Annotated in this window: 16 protein-coding genes; 8 read left to right on the forward strand and 8 right to left on the reverse strand. The window is 57.8% G+C overall.

The genetic code is table 11. The features are described 5' to 3' along the window. On the forward strand, positions 1-1,203 hold a 1,203-nt coding region (locus ACTG4M_RS06990), incomplete at its 5' end, for a TSCPD domain-containing protein (protein ID WP_439122931.1). A 221-nt stretch (positions 1,204-1,424) separates the two neighbouring features. Here ACTG4M_RS06990 and ACTG4M_RS06995 read toward each other — a convergent pair. After that, entirely contained in the window at positions 1,425-1,883 is a 459-nt protein-coding gene (locus tag ACTG4M_RS06995; protein WP_439122932.1) for an RNA polymerase sigma factor, read from the reverse strand. Between the two features lie 224 nt (positions 1,884-2,107). Between ACTG4M_RS06995 and ACTG4M_RS07000 the strand changes: the two genes are divergently transcribed. Beyond that, positions 2,108-2,359: a hypothetical protein gene (locus ACTG4M_RS07000; protein WP_439122933.1), complete on the forward strand. Its 252-nt coding sequence runs from the start codon at positions 2,108-2,110 to the stop codon at positions 2,357-2,359. Positions 2,360-2,426: 67 nt separating this feature from the next. On the opposite strand, the gene ACTG4M_RS07005 is transcribed toward ACTG4M_RS07000, so the two are convergent. Further along, positions 2,427-5,627 carry a 2Fe-2S iron-sulfur cluster-binding protein gene (locus ACTG4M_RS07005; RefSeq protein WP_439122934.1) on the reverse strand — a complete coding sequence of 1,067 codons (3,201 nt, stop codon included), beginning with the start codon at positions 5,625-5,627 and terminating at the stop codon, positions 2,427-2,429. 56 nt (positions 5,628-5,683) lie between these two features. Beyond that, positions 5,684-6,349, reverse strand: a complete 666-nt coding sequence (locus ACTG4M_RS07010) for a helix-turn-helix transcriptional regulator (protein WP_439122935.1) — start codon at positions 6,347-6,349, stop codon at positions 5,684-5,686. A 175-nt stretch (positions 6,350-6,524) separates the two neighbouring features. On the opposite strand from ACTG4M_RS07010, the gene ACTG4M_RS07015 reads away from it, so the two are divergent. From ACTG4M_RS07015 to ACTG4M_RS07030, 4 genes are read left to right on the forward strand one after another with little or no spacing between them, the layout of a single operon-like run. Next, a complete protein-coding gene (locus tag ACTG4M_RS07015; RefSeq protein ID WP_439122936.1) occupies positions 6,525-6,749 on the forward strand; it encodes a twin-arginine translocase TatA/TatE family subunit in 225 nt (74 codons plus the stop codon). 6 nt (positions 6,750-6,755) lie between these two features. Further along, positions 6,756-7,208, forward strand: a complete 453-nt coding sequence (tatB, locus tag ACTG4M_RS07020; protein ID WP_439122937.1) for a Sec-independent protein translocase protein TatB — start codon at positions 6,756-6,758, stop codon at positions 7,206-7,208. A gap of 1 nt (position 7,209) precedes the next feature. After that, positions 7,210-8,163 carry a twin-arginine translocase subunit TatC gene (gene tatC, locus ACTG4M_RS07025; protein ID WP_439122938.1) on the forward strand — a complete coding sequence of 318 codons (954 nt, stop codon included), beginning with the start codon at positions 7,210-7,212 and terminating at the stop codon, positions 8,161-8,163. 8 nt (positions 8,164-8,171) lie between these two features. Beyond that, complete coding sequence (locus ACTG4M_RS07030) at positions 8,172-8,996, forward strand: ATP-binding protein (RefSeq protein ID WP_439122977.1); 825 nt, start codon at positions 8,172-8,174, stop codon at positions 8,994-8,996. A 231-nt stretch (positions 8,997-9,227) separates the two neighbouring features. On the opposite strand, the gene ACTG4M_RS07035 is transcribed toward ACTG4M_RS07030, so the two are convergent. Genes ACTG4M_RS07035 through ACTG4M_RS07050 form a run of 4 tightly spaced genes read right to left on the reverse strand, consistent with a single transcriptional unit; the run spans position 9,228 to position 12,236 of the window. Next, positions 9,228-10,310: a methyltetrahydrofolate cobalamin methyltransferase gene (locus tag ACTG4M_RS07035; RefSeq protein ID WP_439122939.1), complete on the reverse strand. Its 1,083-nt coding sequence runs from the start codon at positions 10,308-10,310 to the stop codon at positions 9,228-9,230. Beyond that, a complete protein-coding gene (locus ACTG4M_RS07040) occupies positions 10,307-10,966 on the reverse strand; it encodes an HAD family hydrolase (protein ID WP_439122940.1) in 660 nt (219 codons plus the stop codon). The genes ACTG4M_RS07035 and ACTG4M_RS07040 overlap by 4 nt, the downstream gene beginning before the upstream one ends. 10 nt (positions 10,967-10,976) lie before the next feature. After that, positions 10,977-11,912, reverse strand: a complete 936-nt coding sequence (locus tag ACTG4M_RS07045) for a methylenetetrahydrofolate reductase (RefSeq protein WP_439122941.1) — start codon at positions 11,910-11,912, stop codon at positions 10,977-10,979. Between the two features lie 27 nt (positions 11,913-11,939). Beyond that, positions 11,940-12,236, reverse strand: coding sequence for a virulence factor (locus ACTG4M_RS07050; protein WP_439122942.1), 297 nt, complete (start codon positions 12,234-12,236; stop codon positions 11,940-11,942). Positions 12,237-12,509: 273 nt separating this feature from the next. On the opposite strand from ACTG4M_RS07050, the gene ACTG4M_RS07055 reads away from it, so the two are divergent. Continuing rightward, on the forward strand, positions 12,510-13,622 hold the full coding sequence (locus tag ACTG4M_RS07055) for a Ppx/GppA phosphatase family protein (RefSeq protein WP_439122943.1): 1,113 nt from the start codon (positions 12,510-12,512) through the stop codon (positions 13,620-13,622). Positions 13,623-13,625: 3 nt separating this feature from the next. On the opposite strand, the gene aroQ is transcribed toward ACTG4M_RS07055, so the two are convergent. Beyond that, positions 13,626-14,063 (reverse strand): type II 3-dehydroquinate dehydratase, encoded by a 438-nt coding sequence (gene aroQ, locus ACTG4M_RS07060; protein WP_439122944.1) that lies wholly within the window; start codon positions 14,061-14,063, stop codon positions 13,626-13,628. A 347-nt stretch (positions 14,064-14,410) separates the two neighbouring features. On the opposite strand from aroQ, the gene ACTG4M_RS07065 reads away from it, so the two are divergent. Further along, positions 14,411-15,244 (forward strand): transporter substrate-binding domain-containing protein, encoded by an 834-nt coding sequence (locus ACTG4M_RS07065; RefSeq protein ID WP_439122945.1) that lies wholly within the window; start codon positions 14,411-14,413, stop codon positions 15,242-15,244. The last annotated feature ends 65 nt before the right edge of the window (positions 15,245-15,309 follow it).

Here is a 15,309-nt window from a genome sequence, read left to right on the forward strand (position 1 = left end):
ACGTTGGAAGGCGCGCCACACCTCAAGGCCGAACACTATCCGGTCTTTGATTGCGCCAACCCATGCGGCAAGAAGGGAAAGCGCTTCCTGTCGGTACAATCGCACATCACCATGATGGCGGCGGCGCAGTCGTTCATCTCGGGTGCGATCTCGAAGACGATTAACATGCCGAATGATGCGACCATCGAAGATTGCCAAAAGGCGTATGAGCTAAGCTGGTCCTTGGGCACAAAGGCCAACGCACTTTACCGCGATGGCTCCAAGCTGTCGCAGCCTTTGGCAGCGGCGCTGGTCGAGGATGACGAAGACGCGGCTGAAATCCTTGAAAGCGGTTCTATTCCCGAAAAGGCGCAAGTGCTGGCCGAGAAGATCGTCGAAAAGGTGGTCATCAAGGAAATCCAGAAGTCTCACCGCGAAAAGATGCCCGAGCGCCGCAAGGGCTATACACAGAAAGCGGTTGTCGGCGGGCACAAGGTCTATCTGCGCACAGGTGAATATCAGGACGGAAGTCTTGGTGAGATCTTCATCGATATGCACAAGGAAGGCGCTGGCTTCCGCGCCATGATGAATAATTTTGCCATCGCGGTGTCGGTCGGTCTTCAATACGGTGTGCCGCTGGAAGAGTTCGTTGATGCCTTTACCTTCACCAAGTTCGAACCGGCGGGCATGGTGCAGGGCAATGACAGCATCAAGAACGCGACCTCGATCCTTGACTACATCTTCCGCGAACTGGCCGTGTCCTATCTCGACCGCACTGATCTGGCCCATGTGAAGCCCGAAGGCGCGACCTTCGACGATTTGGGCCGTGGCGAAGAAGAGGGCGTGTCCAACGTCAAGGAAATCTCGGAAACCGCCGCGTCGCGGTCGCTGGAAGTGCTCAAGCAGATCAGCTCCACGGGTTACCTGCGCAAGCGACTGCCGCAGGAACTGATCGTGCTGCAGGGTGGTCAAACCGGGGCCGTGGCCTTTGGCGGTGGCTCTGATGCGGTGGCCGCATTGAACACGCTGGTGCCGGAAACAGGTGGAGTGGCAACGGTTGCGGTGTCGTCCACAACGACCGCCCCTGCGATGACAGCCGTCACCCGCGCAAAGATGCAGGGTTATGAAGGCGAAGCCTGCGGCGATTGCGGCAACTACACGCTGGTGCGCAACGGCACCTGCATGAAGTGCAACACCTGCGGTGGCACAAGCGGCTGTAGCTAAGCCCTAACCAGTCACGAGGCGGGTGCGCCCGCCTCTGACGCGCGTCGGGCCGCAGGCAAGATTATTCCGAGCGGTGTACAACTTGAGAGCTTGACGAGCGAAACTCTGAAGGGGGCCACTGCGGCCCCCTTTTTTTGTCTGGTGCAAGATGAGGACAGCCCCGCACCCGTGGGGTCAGGCGGGGGCTGCCCGGGTTGCGCGCAGTGCCCTGAAACCAAGCGTCAGAACACTGACGTGATCCCAAGGACGTTACGCAACCGTGTCCGAGCGCGGGCAAGTCGGGACATGATGGTCCCGACTGGGACACCCATTTCTTCGGCCAGTTCCGAGGGCGTCACGCCCTCGAATGCCACGCGCTGCAATAAGGCTCGGTCGGATTTGGGTAGGGTGTCGAGTTTGGTCAGCACCTCGGCGCACAAGCAGGCGAGTGTGGCGTCTTCGACCTGAGGTTCAAAATCGATCTCCATCAGAGTTTCGTGGGCGACCGATCTGGCGCGGTTGGCGGCAGCATGACGCAGGGCGGTCATCATGTATGGCAAAGGCCGGTCGATCCGGCCCCCGGTGGCTTCGCGTTCGAGAATGGCCAGACAGACCTCGTGGCAAAGATCTTCGGCATCCTGTGGGCTGCGTGTCAGACGGCGGGCGCGGGCGTGCAGCCGGGGAAGGTGATGTGTGTCCATGTTCACAGGTATGACAGTGGGAAAACCCCCGACCATCCCGGGGGTTTCCGCTGATGGCGGAACGTGGCCAGTTTTTGGCGGTGGCTTGCGCATTGGACGGGCGGGTTTGAGCAGGTCTGCGCCACAGCGGGTTGGGACTGGGACGCGATGGCCTGTTTCGCCCTCATACAGTGTGAAGGTCGCAACCGCGGCGCTTCGTTCATAGGACCACAATGGAGACCGATATGAAACTGACACTGACCCGACTGATCGCTGCAAGCCTTGTCACCCTGCCGATGGCCGCGATGGCCGCCGATTATATGGCAGCGGACAGCAACGAAGATGGCATGCTGTCACTGGAAGAGGTGCAGGCGATCCTTCCCGAAGTGACGACGGATACGTTCCTCGCGGTGGATGCCGATGGCGACGGGCTCATCAATGCTGATGAACTGACCGTGGCACAGACCGAAGGGCTGATGCCCGAAGCCGACAGCTAAGACGTGGGCATGTCGCGCGGCCCATGTTTGGGCCGCGTGATCAAAGTATATTACGAGTTTCAGATGCTTACAGGTCGACGGTAATCTCGCCATCCGGCTCTGCTGCGCGGGATTGGCAGAGAATGATCTGGTCCTCGCGTTGTGCTTTTGACAGCACAAAATCCCGGTGTTCGACCTTGCCACTGAGGATACGCACTTTGCAGACGCCGCAAATCCCGTCCGAGCATTTCACATCCACTGTCACGCCGTTTTCGTTCAACACATCCGTGGCGGTTTTGTCCGCCGGTACTTCAAAGCTGCGACCGTCTTTGAGTTTGAGCGTAAATGGATGGTTTTCATATTCCGGCAATTCTGGCACGGCAAAGTATTCCAGATGCTTTGCGTCTTCTGGAAACCCTTTCTGATCAGCGACTTCCATCACTGAGTTCATGTAAAGATCAGGTCCACATGTATAGATATGCTGACCTTCGGCATAGTCCGGCAACAGCGTCACGAGATCAGCACGGGTGCCTTCGTCGCTAACATGTATATGCACTTTGTCAGCCCATGGAACATTCGCCAGATCGTCAAGATACCCAGCCTGAGCGCGGGTTTTCAGGGAATAGTGCAGCGCGAAGGGTCGCCCCAGCGCGTGTAGGCGATGCGCCATCGCAATCATCGGCGTGACGCCAATGCCGCCTCCCATAAGCCATGTGAAGGTTGCGTCTTCGATCAAGGGGAAGTGGTTGATCGGGCGAGACACGAACACTCTGCGGCCTTCGGCAAAGATTCGGTGCAAGAGCGCTGATCCACCGCGCCCTTGATCTTCGCGTAGCACCCCGATCTGGTAGACGGACCGATCGGCTGGGTCGCCGGACATCGAGTATTGCCGCAGGAATTCCGGGGCGACGACCAGATCCAGATGCCCTCCAGCCGACCATTCCGGCAGGTCCGATCCATCGACGCTGCGGAATTCGTACTTGGTGACTGACGGCGACATTTTCTCGACCTTGCTAACCACCACAGGCACAACCGGGCTTTCTGCACTGTCTTTGCGACGGTGCACGTGGGATGTGTCGCCTTTGGCAAGCCGCGCTTTGTGCTCATCTGCACTGACCATCGCGGTATATGCCTCAATCCCCGCTTCGCGATCCATCGGATCAGGGTACGGGTAAGGGTGCGGGGCTAACGGCGCGGGATAGACGGCGAGTGTCTGATCCTCGTATTTCAGATCAAGGTCTTTCTGTAGGTCACGCGCGTTCACTGGGTGATTGGTGGGCGCGTAGCTGCCGTTTTCCTGCAACTCCAGATCCCACCACCATTTCTTGATTGGGTTTAACCCACCCCGACCCGCCGCATCGTCCAGCTTGGCCAAGACTGGGGCGGCTTTGGGCAGGTTCATGGCGGCCCATCGGAACGGTTTTTCGGCAAACAGCCCTTCGAGGTTCCAAGGGCACGTCTTCATGCACCGCCCGCACATCGCGCCGCCTTCGGTAGTGATGCGGTAGGTGGCACATTTCTGGCTGTCGGATTTCCAGATCTCGTAGCCATTGAACATCAGCTTTGGTCCGGCCGTGATCGCTCCGGACGGACATTCGCGCGCACATTTGTTGCAGCTTTCGCAGAAGGTTTGCAGGCCAAAGTCGATGGGTTTGTCATGTGCGAGCGGCATGTCGGTGGTGACGACGCCGGATTTCAGCCGGGGGCCAAGGAACGGGTTCAGGATCACCTCACCGATGCGGCTGACTTCGCCCAGACCGGACAGCAGAAGAAGCGGCGGTTGGAGCACTTCGCCATCCAGTACCGTATGTGCCTTGGCGGAATAACCCAGGTTGCGGATCTGTTTGGCGAGCACTCCGCCAAGTAATGAGAACCGCAAATAGGCGCGCATGGATTGCGCCACGCTGATCCAGTCGTCGCCGGATGCGCCATCCATCGTCTCGTAGCCCTGGTCGATGATAATACTGATGGCCTGATCATGCGGTGGGTCGATCACGTCGCCGCGCGCGTCGTGACTGTACCATGTCCAATCCGGGCAACGGCTGATCCCGATGGCATCGACGCCCAGCCAATAGGCTGTGGCCTTGATCGCATCAGCATTGGTTTTCGGGTCGGGTTTGATCGGATCAGCCGTGAGGGGGCCGTCTTGGAGCAGAACAAACGCCCCAAGCATCCGGCGCTGAGCGGATGACGGCGCGGCTTTGCGCGCGTAGTATCCCCCCTTGGCGCCGTCTTGTAGCTTTTTTCCCATGTCGCCGAACTGCGCACGGGCGAACATGTCGGTGCGTTTAGGGACGCGTGCCACGTTCGCTTCGTCGATATAAGTGGTTGGCGTGTCCACCCGCTTGAGAGTTTCGAATGCGTGCGGGCCATCGACATAGCGGCGGTCGTCAAAAGGGTTGGTGTTCAGGCCCGACCGGGCAGATGTCGTGCCAAGTTTCCAAGCCAATCCTTGGGTCAGGGCCTTGGGTTGTTCAACAGCCAGTGGTGCGTCATGGGCAAGGTCGAGGTTGGTGGTCACCACCGACACGCCAAAGCGATCCCGCAACCATGGGTTTTCCAGCCGTCCGTCCTTGGGAAAAGCCAGACCGGCGGCGACCGTGCAGGCGTTGAGGTCGACATCGGTGCTGGTGGCGGTGTGCGCCTTGGCATCCCATCCCAGCAGACGGATGTAGTTGGCGATGACCACGGCGGTTTCTGTCGCCCGTAAGCAGGCGCGATGATCCTGCGCGTTAGCAATCCACTCGGTCCCGGTCTCACCGCTTTTTGGGTCCCGGGGGATTTCGTAGAGAACCACCAACGCGGTGTGATGGCCGTCGATAGTACTGGGGGGTGCCTCCATTGATTCCTTGAGATCGGCCATAATCAGGTCGATGCCGGACGCCAATGTCTTTGTCTGGCGTGTCTTCAGATCATTGGACAGGCGGTCGATATCTGGGTTATGGCGCGGCTGTGACAGATGGGCTTGGGACAACAGCGGGCCGATCCCAACCATCGTGGCATCCGAGAAATAGCCAAACGCTTTCATGTGGTTGGCGCGCTCTGCTGTGTCATCTGGTATGGCGGATCGAGCCTTGTTTACAAACCCGTCGCGGATTGCGTCCATCATTGCCTGATAATCGGCCATTGCATTGACGACCGAGGCCGGGTCTTCAGGGCGCAGGAAGCTCAGACCGGGATGCGCCGGAATGGTTGCGGCATCCGGCATCGGCCCGCGCGCGGCCCGTTCAAGCGGAAATGAACCCAGATGAACCGGCCGATTTTTGTCCGAAAAGAACCGAAGTCCCATGATGTCCTCCCCTTGGGTACGCATCGGCGCACCCAGCCGAGTGCAGCATTCTACGCTCAGGACTGCAAGGCATGAAAATCCTTAAGGGTTTTGCCAGCCTCATCCACGAACAGCCCGGGCAGCGGCGTGAGGTCCGCCACGCGGTCGATGCGGAAGGTGACAAAGCTGGCATCGGTTTCATCCCACACCACGCAGGTCCAGACGCGCCCCCAGTAATCAAGGTGAAGTGGACGGACGGTGTGCATGGTGTCTTCGCCTTCAAGACGCAGGCGCAATTTTTGACGCGCACGGATCGCTTTGCGGAACGCAGGCATGTGGCGAAAACCCTGCGCGGCCTCGGCAAAAGGGTAGGTGGCAAAGCCGAATTTTCCGACAGGCGTGCCCACGTCTTCGGGCAGAACCGCATCGACCTTTTCGGCCAGGGCGCGGGCGGCGGCCGACAGTTCATCGCTTTCTGCGGACCCGACTGCAGCCAACCCAACGTGCAACGCTTCAAGTTCGGTTTGGGTCAGGTTCAATGGCGGCAGTGTGATCATCGCCTGAGCGGTATAGCCCGAGCCTCGGGCGCCTTCGAAAGGAACGCCAGAGGCTGCGAGTGTGTCCATGTCGCGGTAAATGGTTCTAACTGAAACGCCCAAATCCTGCGCCATTGCTTCGGCGGTGTGCAGATGTCCGTCTTTGAGACGCTGCATAAGGGCATAAAGACGGTCGCTGCGTTTCATGTGATTCTTTCGTGCTGCATCGCATTGATACTGACAAAAATCTGTCAACTGACAAGCTCTTGACAAAAACGCCCTGAATGGACGTGTTTTCATGCTTTCGCAAGGCGGCGTGAGTCATTACATAATCGCAATGGAATGCAACGCAGGCATCTGCCTGCCGGTTAGGAGACACTTCATGGGTATCGGAAATATCGGTCTGCCGGGCCTTCTGCTCATCGCCGTCGTGGTGCTGGTGCTGTTTGGGCGTGGTAAGATTTCGTCGCTGATGGGCGAAGTCGGTAAAGGCATCACGGCTTTCAAAAAGGGCGTGGATGAGGGCAAGCAAGAGCTTGAAGAACAGAGTGCCGAAAGTGCCAAGGACGTGACGCCCGAGGACGAGAAAGACAAAGACAAGGTCTAAACGCATATGTTCGATCTTGGCTTTGCCGAGCTATTGGTGATCGGGGTTGTGGCGTTGATCGTCGTTGGTCCCAAAGATCTGCCAGTGCTCTTTCGAAAAGTGGGCAACTTCATGGGCAAGGCCCGTGGTATGGCCCGTGATTTTTCACGTGCAATGAATGATGCAGCGGACGAGTCCGGTGTGCGTGACATGCAAAAGACCTTCAAGTCTGCGACCAACCCGGTTGGCAGCGCGATGGATGGTGTGAAAGACGCGGCAAAGTCGATGACCAGCCTCGACCCTGAAAGCAATACGGGCAAGTTGTCTGCCGAACGCCAGGCCGCCAAACAAAAGATCGAAGCCAGCGCCGCCCGCGCGGCTGCGGATCGCAAGAAACGCGAAGCAGATGAGGCACAGAAAAAGGCCGAGGAAATGGAAGCGGCGTTGAAAGCAGAAGCCGCGCCGGAAAAGGACGCCTGAAATGAGTGCCCGCGACGATGATCTTGAGGACAGCAGCGCGCCGCTGATCGAACACCTTGCCGAATTGCGCACCCGCCTCATCCGGTCGGTGCTTGCGCTTTTTGTCGGTATTTGCGTCCTGTTCATCCCTTTTCAGGGTGACTTTCTAGCCGAACATGTTCTGCGGTTCCTGTTGGTTCCCATCGAGGAAACGCTGCGTGCCCTGGGTGATCCGGCCCCGACGCTGCAATACACCAGCCCACAGGAATACCTGTTCGTTTTGTTTCGCATCGGTCTGGTGTTCGGATTTGCACTGGCGTTTCCGGTAATTGCGCATCAGATGTGGCGGTTCATCGCGCCGGGCTTGTACCGGTCTGAAAAGTCGGCCTTTTTGCCGTTCATCATCGCATCACCGGTGATGTTTCTCGCGGGCGCAGCGTTTGCGCATTTCGTGGTTACTCCGCTGGCGATGGCGTTCTTCCTTGGCTTCACAGACGCTCCGTCGCTGTTTGCGAACGTCCTGTCTGGAGCCGTCGATGTAGACGCGACGGTTGCTGCCCCAGTGGCGGATCAAGGTCTGAAGATTACCTTCTTTGGTAAGGTCAACGAAAGCCTGCAAACGTCACTGGTGTTCATCATGGCATTCGGTCTTTGTTTTCAGCTACCCGTGCTGTTGACGCTGATGGGCAAGGCCGGGTTGGTGTCAGCTGCGGGGTTGGGCAGCGTGCGTAAATACGCGATGGTGGCGATCCTTGTTCTGGCCGCTCTTGTGACACCGCCGGATGTGGTGACGCAGTTGATCCTCTTCACAGTTGTGTACGGTCTCTATGAAGTGTCGATCATTCTGGTCCGCTCTGTCGAAAAGAAGCGCGAGAAAGAACTGCGCGCACAAGGGCTTTGGTTTGAGGATGATCCTGCAGAGGACATGGATGACGATCCCCTGATGAAGGAATTCGACGAGGACGCGAAGAAGTGACGGACCCGATGGAGCGGATTGCCGCCGCGCTCGAACGGCTGGCCCCTGCGCCGCAGCCTGCACCGGATTTCGAGGCTGCAGATGCTTTTGTCTGGCATGTTGACCCGGATCATTTGCAACCCGTTCCCAATGTCAGTCGCGTGCCTGTCGATCTTTTGATCGGCGTGGATCGCAGTCGTGACACGTTGCTGACCAACACCCGCCAATTTGCGCAAGGCTTGCCTGCGAACAACGCGCTGCTTTGGGGCGCGCGAGGGATGGGTAAGTCGAGCCTTGTAAAGGCGGTACACGCCGCGATTCTTGCGGAAAGCCTGCCTGTCAAACTGGTCGAGCTTCAGCGCGAGGATTTGCCGAGTGTGGCGCGTTTGCTCAACCTGTTGCGGGCATCTGATCACAGGTTTTTATTGTTTTGCGATGATCTGAGCTTTAGCCACGATGACCAGCACTACAAATCGCTCAAGGCGGTTTTGGATGGCGGTGTTGAGGGTCGTCCGGACAATGTTGTGTTTTATGCCACATCCAATCGTCGTCACCTGATGCCGCGCGACATGATCGAGAACGAACGTGGGTCCGCGATCAACCCCTCCGAGGCGGTTGAAGAGAAGGTCTCACTTTCGGACCGCTTTGGTTTGTGGCTGGGCTTTCATCCGTGCAATCAGGATGATTATCTGGCGATGATCAGAGGCTACTGCGATGCTTACGGGGTTGAGATCGACGACGACTCGCTGCGTGCCGAGGCCATAGAGTGGCAGGCCACGCGCGGTTCACGTTCGGGCCGGGTCGCGTGGCAGTATTTCAACGATTTGGCTGGTCGACGGGGCGTGCCGATTTAGGGTAGAGGTTTTCGGCATTAACGACCGTCTTTGGGATGCCCAGAATTTTATGGGCACGGCTAAGAATCTTCGTACGAAGATTCTGATGCCAAGATCTTAAGAAATTGCGAATTTCGTTGGTTACAGCGTCTGGCGATTTGGCAAAGCCATCGAACATCCCCAGTTCCAAAGGCAAGATGAAAGAACCGCGCCACTGAAAAGGCGCGGTTCTTCACCAAAGCCAAACCGCTCTCAAGCTCGGCGGCGACGTCCACCAACGCGGCCCGCGCGGCCACGGCCCTCATGTCCGGCTTTGGGCGCTTGTTTGTTAAATTCAATCCAAGCGCCGCCCGCATCGTCGTTATTGGTCAGGAAGTTGGCGGCGCGAATTGCCTCCATTTCCTTGCCCGGCCGCGCCTTTGTCGAGCCTAGGCCAAACAGAACGCAGAAGGTTTCGTCATCCATATCTTCAGGCAGCACGATCCCTGCAGCTTCGACCTCAGCCTTCTTCTCCGCCAGTTTGGTGGGGCCAACGGGAAGGGCCACCGGGTTCATGATCGCGGATGTCATTCCAGCGCCCATCGCCATCGGAAGAAAGGCGTTGTTGATGCCGTGACGGTTTGGCAGGCCAAAGCTGATATTCGATGCACCACACGTCGTGTTCACGCCCAGTTCTTCGCGCAGACGACGGACAAGCGTAAAGACCTGCAGGCCAGCGGTGCCCATTGCACCAATCGGCATGACGAGCGGATCAACCACGATGTCATGCGCCGGAATGCCAAAATCTGCGGCCCGTTCGACGATCTTTTTGGCGACAGCAAAGCGCACGTCGGGGTCTTCAGAGATGCCTGTGTCGTCGTTGGAAATCGCCACCACTGGAACATTGTATTTCTTGACCAAGGGCAGCACCAGCTCCAGCCGTTCTTCTTCGCCCGTGACCGAGTTCAGAAGCGGGCGACCTTCGGCGGCGGCAAGACCGTTTTCCAAAGCACCTGGCACGGACGAGTCGATGCACAGGGGACAATCGGTGATCGCCTGCACGCGTTCGACCAGTTCCTTCATCAGCGTCGGTTCGACAAAGTTGTTGTCGGCATAGCGCGGATCTTCTGCCATCTTTTTCGAGAATACTGCGCCCGAGTTGATGTCGAGTATATTGGCACCTGCTGCAACCTGTGCCAGTGCGTCGGCTTCGACACGGCTGAAATCACCGCGCTCCAGTTCCTCATTCAGAATCTTGCGGCCCGTCGGGTTGATCCGTTCGCCAATCACGCAGAAGGGCTGATCGAATCCGATAATAGCGGTTTTGGTCTTGGACTCGACAATCGTGCGGGTCATGCAGCTTCTCCTTGAATGCGGGCCAGAATGCCTGGCAGCGCTGGGTCTGTGAAATCTTCGACGGTCATATCAGCCCCTGCGGCGCGCAGTTTGGCGTCGTCCAATGCAGAGCGGATTCCGATGCTGTATGCGCCAGAGGCCGCAGCCGCGCGCATGCCGGAGGGGCTGTCTTCAAATGCGATGCACGAGGATGGGGTTTCACCCAAAGCGTCCATCGCGTTCAGATACGGCATTGGGTGTGGTTTGCCATGCTCACATTCTTCGCCGATCACAATCACTTCAAATCGGTCACGCAGGCCAATGGCGCGCAGCATAGCTTCGGCATTCAGGCGCATCGCGTTGGTCACAACCGCTATCTGCCAGTCCTGCGCCTGTGCGAGATCCAGAAAAGCCGCAAGACCCGGTGTGGCCGGGTAAGGCGATGGCAGACGGTCGCGAAACTCGGCCTCTTTCCATTCGCTGAGACCTTGCGGATCGGGTTCGTCGGGCAGGTGATCAGCGAAGACATCGACATTCAGTCGGCCGTGCACCTGCTCCATATAGAAGCCTTCTGGCACGGGCAGACCACGGTCCGTCCAAAGTTTTGCAAAGACGGCCTCGTGGATAGGGTCCGAATTCAGCATGGTGCCGTCGAGATCAAAAAGCAGGGCTGGCATTGTTTTACGTTCAGCTTGCAGCGGCGGTTGCGGCAGGGGCTGTTCCGGCACCGCCGTTTTCAATCGCCCAGTTGGCATTGGTTTTGATCCCACCAAGCGGGAAGAAATGCACCTGTTCGATGTTGAAATCGGGGTTCGCGGCTTTGTGCGCTGCCAGTTTGGTCAAAACGTCTGTCGGCTCGTACGGCAAAAGCAGCTTGGACACATCCATCGCGCGCTTCTGCAGAACCTTGAGGGATGGGCCAACACCGCAGGCGATTGCGAACTTGATCAGGGTTTGCAGCTTGGCAGGGCCGGCAATGCCGATATGCACGGGCAGGGTAATGCCAGCTGCCGACAGGTCGTCGACCCATTTGATGATCGGATCGGCGTCGAACGCAAATTGGGTTGCCAGTGCCATCTTGGCATCGGTGCGTTCGGAAAATGCCTGCTTCCAGCGCAGTGCATCTTCAACGTTTTTCATGCCGCCGTTGGGGTCGATGTCTTTGTTGCCTTCAGGGTGTCCGGCGACATGCAGGCGCTTGAAGCCCGCCTTGTCGAACAGACCGGTTTCCATCAGCTGCATCGAGCAGTGGAAGTCGCCATGCGGGTCGGCCACACCACCGGCCAGAAGCAAAGCCTGATCGACGCCCGCCTCACCCTGATAGCGCGCAATCCAGTCAGCGAGGGTTGCTTCGTCCTTGATGATGCGCGCAGGAAAGTGCGGCATCACCGGGTAGCCATCGTCCGTCAGGCGTTTGGCCGTTGCGACCATGTCTTCGATCGGGGTGCCTTCGATATGGGCGATGTAGACGCGGGTGCCAGGGGCCAGCAGTGCGCGGAAATCTTCCACCTTTTCGGCGGTACGCGGCATTACTTCGATGGAGTAGCCCTTGAGAAAGGCTTCCATTTCAGGCGACGCGCCGGTGTCGGATGTTTCACGCTTGCGGAAATTCAACAATGCCATGATGGCCTCCCTCAGGGTCATGGGGGCTTACGCCCAACCTTCGTTATCAATCAGCGCCTTGAGGCGCTCTTTGTCGTATTCCGCATCGATGCGGGCCAATTCGGCCGAACAGACCTTTTCCGGGTCTCCATCCAGCGAATACGGGGCGGCCTTGCGCCATTCTGCAAGATAGCTGTCTGTATCGGATGCGCCAATTTTCATTGCGGCTCGGTCAATGGCTTGTTCAAAGCGCTCTGGCAATTGGGCTTTCGCGCCGCGACGGCCTTTGCCCACGATCACCTGCGCCGGAATATCCCGCCAGTAGACAATTGTGACATCCGGCATGCCGTGATTCCTTTGTGTAACTTGCGTCTTCGTAATTGACGTCGTCCGCGCCATAAGGGCGATTTTCGACTTGTCCGCTTCTATCTGCGACCCGGCATCACAATAGGGCACTGAGTTCGGGAAAGCGATGCAATCCCGTCGCAATAATTCTCAGGCTTTGCATGAGACCGCTTCATAACATAATCGGCACCACCGGACGCATCACGAAACTTGCGATAGTTCGAAAGCGGGCTTAGGGTTGGGTCAACTTACATATTCGGAAGGCGCGAAGTCATGGCGCCAAAGCGTCCCAAAGGTGCGGGCGCATTCCCGAAACCGGTAGAGAGCCCCGCGCCGTCACGGCCCGATCCATCCGAGCTTTATGCCGCGCTGGATCTGGGCACAAACAGTTGTCGTATGTTGATTGCCCAGCCAAAGGGCAACCAATTTCATGTTGTCGACAGCTTTTCAAAATCTGTTCAGCTTGGGGCCGGTCTGGAAAAATCAGGTCGGCTTAGCCGCGCATCGATGAACCGGACGATTTCCGCGCTGCGTGTGTGCCAGCAGAAGATCCGCCGCCACGAGGTGACGCGGATGCGGTTGGTTGCGACAGAGGCATGCCGGAGGGCGCACAATGCGCGCGATTTTATCCGTCAGGTCAAACGCGAAACCGGGCTCACGCTCGAGATCATCCAGCCTGAAGAAGAGGCGCGGCTTGCCGTCATTTCCTGTGCGCCGCTTGTCAGCACCAAAACCGACCAATTGCTTGTTGTCGATATTGGGGGCGGCTCAACCGAGTTGGTCTGGATTGACCTTACAGCAGTGCCAGCGTTCGAACGACCGCGGGCCATCATGCGGCTACACGCCGGGTTTCACACCAAGGACAGCCCGTTTCCAGCCGCGCGCGTGGTGGACTGGATCAGTGTGCCTTTGGGCGTCGCGACCCTGCGCGATCAGTTTTCGGACGTGGAAAGCGACAGCGCACGCTATGCGTTGATGAGCTGGTATTTCGAAGAAAACCTTGCTGAATTTGCTCCCTACAAAGACGAACAAACCCGCGAGGGTTTTCAGATCGTTGGCACCAGCGGCACGGTGACCACAGTGGCGGCGAGCCATTTGGGGCTGAAACGGTATGACCGGACCAAGGTGGACGGGCTGCGCATGACATCGGACCAGATCGAAAAGGTGATCTCGGGCTATCTGCAGCTTGGGCCTGAAGGCCGCCTTGCTGATCCGCGCATTGGGTTGGACCGTCAGGCGCTGATCATGTCAGGGTCCGCTATTCTGCAGGCGTTGCTGCGATGCTGGCCTACGGATCGTCTGTCTGTTGCGGACCGCGGTCTGCGTGAAGGGTTGCTGTATGCACAGATGTCAGCGGATGGCGTACTCGAAGACGGGCCGTTCTAGGGATCAGCCTAGCAGGCTGATCACCCGACGCAGCGCCAGTTCATAGCCTTCGATCCCGAATCCGGCGATCACGCCTTCCGCACGTGCAGATACGTAGGAATGATGGCGGAACGCCTCACGTTTGTGAACATTCGAGATGTGGACTTCGAATACCAGACCGTCAAAGGCACTCAAGGCGTCAAAAATCGCAACCGACGTGTGGGTGAACGCACCCGGATTGATAATGATCGCTGCGGCCTCGTCCCGGGCCTGATGGATCCAGTCGATGATCTGGCCCTCATGGTTAGACTGCATCGACTCCAGCACGATATCCGCTGGTTTGGCCAAGGCGTCACACCGATTGGACACATCATCCAATGTGTCGGCCCCGTAAATTTCGGGCTGCCGCTTGCCCAGCAGGTTCAGGTTGGGACCATTGATGAGGAAGACGGTCTTGGACATTGTTATGCTCCGAAAAAGATGCGCAAGCTGTGGCAGCTTGTCCGGATTGGTGCAACCCGGGCTGCCGACTGACACGTGCCCGGTGTTGCACCTGTGACAAGCTGCGGGGCCGAGTCGTGTCTTGGGCGCTGCGAAATAGCGGCGAAAATGGCTGGGTTTGGACGTGTGGATGTTTTGGGCGGTGTTTCAAGCGGATGCTTGTTCCGCAGGCGTTGGTTGGTTTTGAAATAAGCTAAAATTATTAAGTTATGCAAAATTTCATCAAAAACTCATAATTTAACATTGATTCACTGTCGCCTCTGCTCAACGCTTTAGGCAGTCGCAAAATGCTACAGGGGATTAGGATCATGACACGTTTTACCACCGCAGCGACGCTTGCTGCATCACTGTTACTGACGGGCGCCGCGGTCGCACAGGACAAATACACTGTCGCGCTGGACGGCACGTTCGCACCTCACGCAATGCCCAAACTCGGAGGAGGTATTGAAGGGTTCAATGTCGATCTGGCCAACCTGATCGGCGAACGGCTTGGCGTTGAGATGGACATCGTCGCCACACAGTTTTCGGGCATTCTGCCTGGTCTGCAAGCGGGCACCTATGATTTCGTAGTCGCCCCGACGACGATCACCGAAGAACGTGCAAGCAACCTCCTGTTTTCCGAAGGTTACCTGAACACAGACTTCCTGTTCTTGGTCGGCAATGATGCCCCAGAGATCACGGATATGAAGGAATTCGAAGGTAAGGTGATCGCGGTCAACAAGGGCTCAGTCTATGACAGCTGGGCGCGGGAACTGGCCGAAGAAATCGGCTGGACCGTCGAAAGCTATGGCACGAACACCGATGCCGTTCAGGCCGTTGTATCGGGCCGGGCCTATGCCAATGTCGCGGGCAGCACCGTGTCAGCGTGGGCCGCGCAAAAGAACCCGAACGTCAAGCCAAGCTACCTGTTTTCGACGGGTAAGGTCTGGGGCATGCCGTTCCGAAAGGATGATGCGGAACTGCGCGCGACGATCGAACCGGTGATCGAGTGCATGAAGATCGATGGCACCATCGCAGAATTGCATGAAAAGTGGTTCGGTAGTGTGCCGGCCGATGGATCGGCTGCGGTGACACCTGTGTCCGGTTTCGGTGAGCCCGGCTATGAAGGCTATGTCGATGACGGCCATACACCGTCTTGCTAGGTCGCTCTTGAATTGACCAAGGCGCAAGGGTTTGGTCCCTTGCGCCACATCTATGCCTAACCAAT

Source organism: Marivita sp. (assembly GCF_965656765.1).
Lineage (GTDB): Bacteria > Pseudomonadota > Alphaproteobacteria > Rhodobacterales > Rhodobacteraceae > Marivita.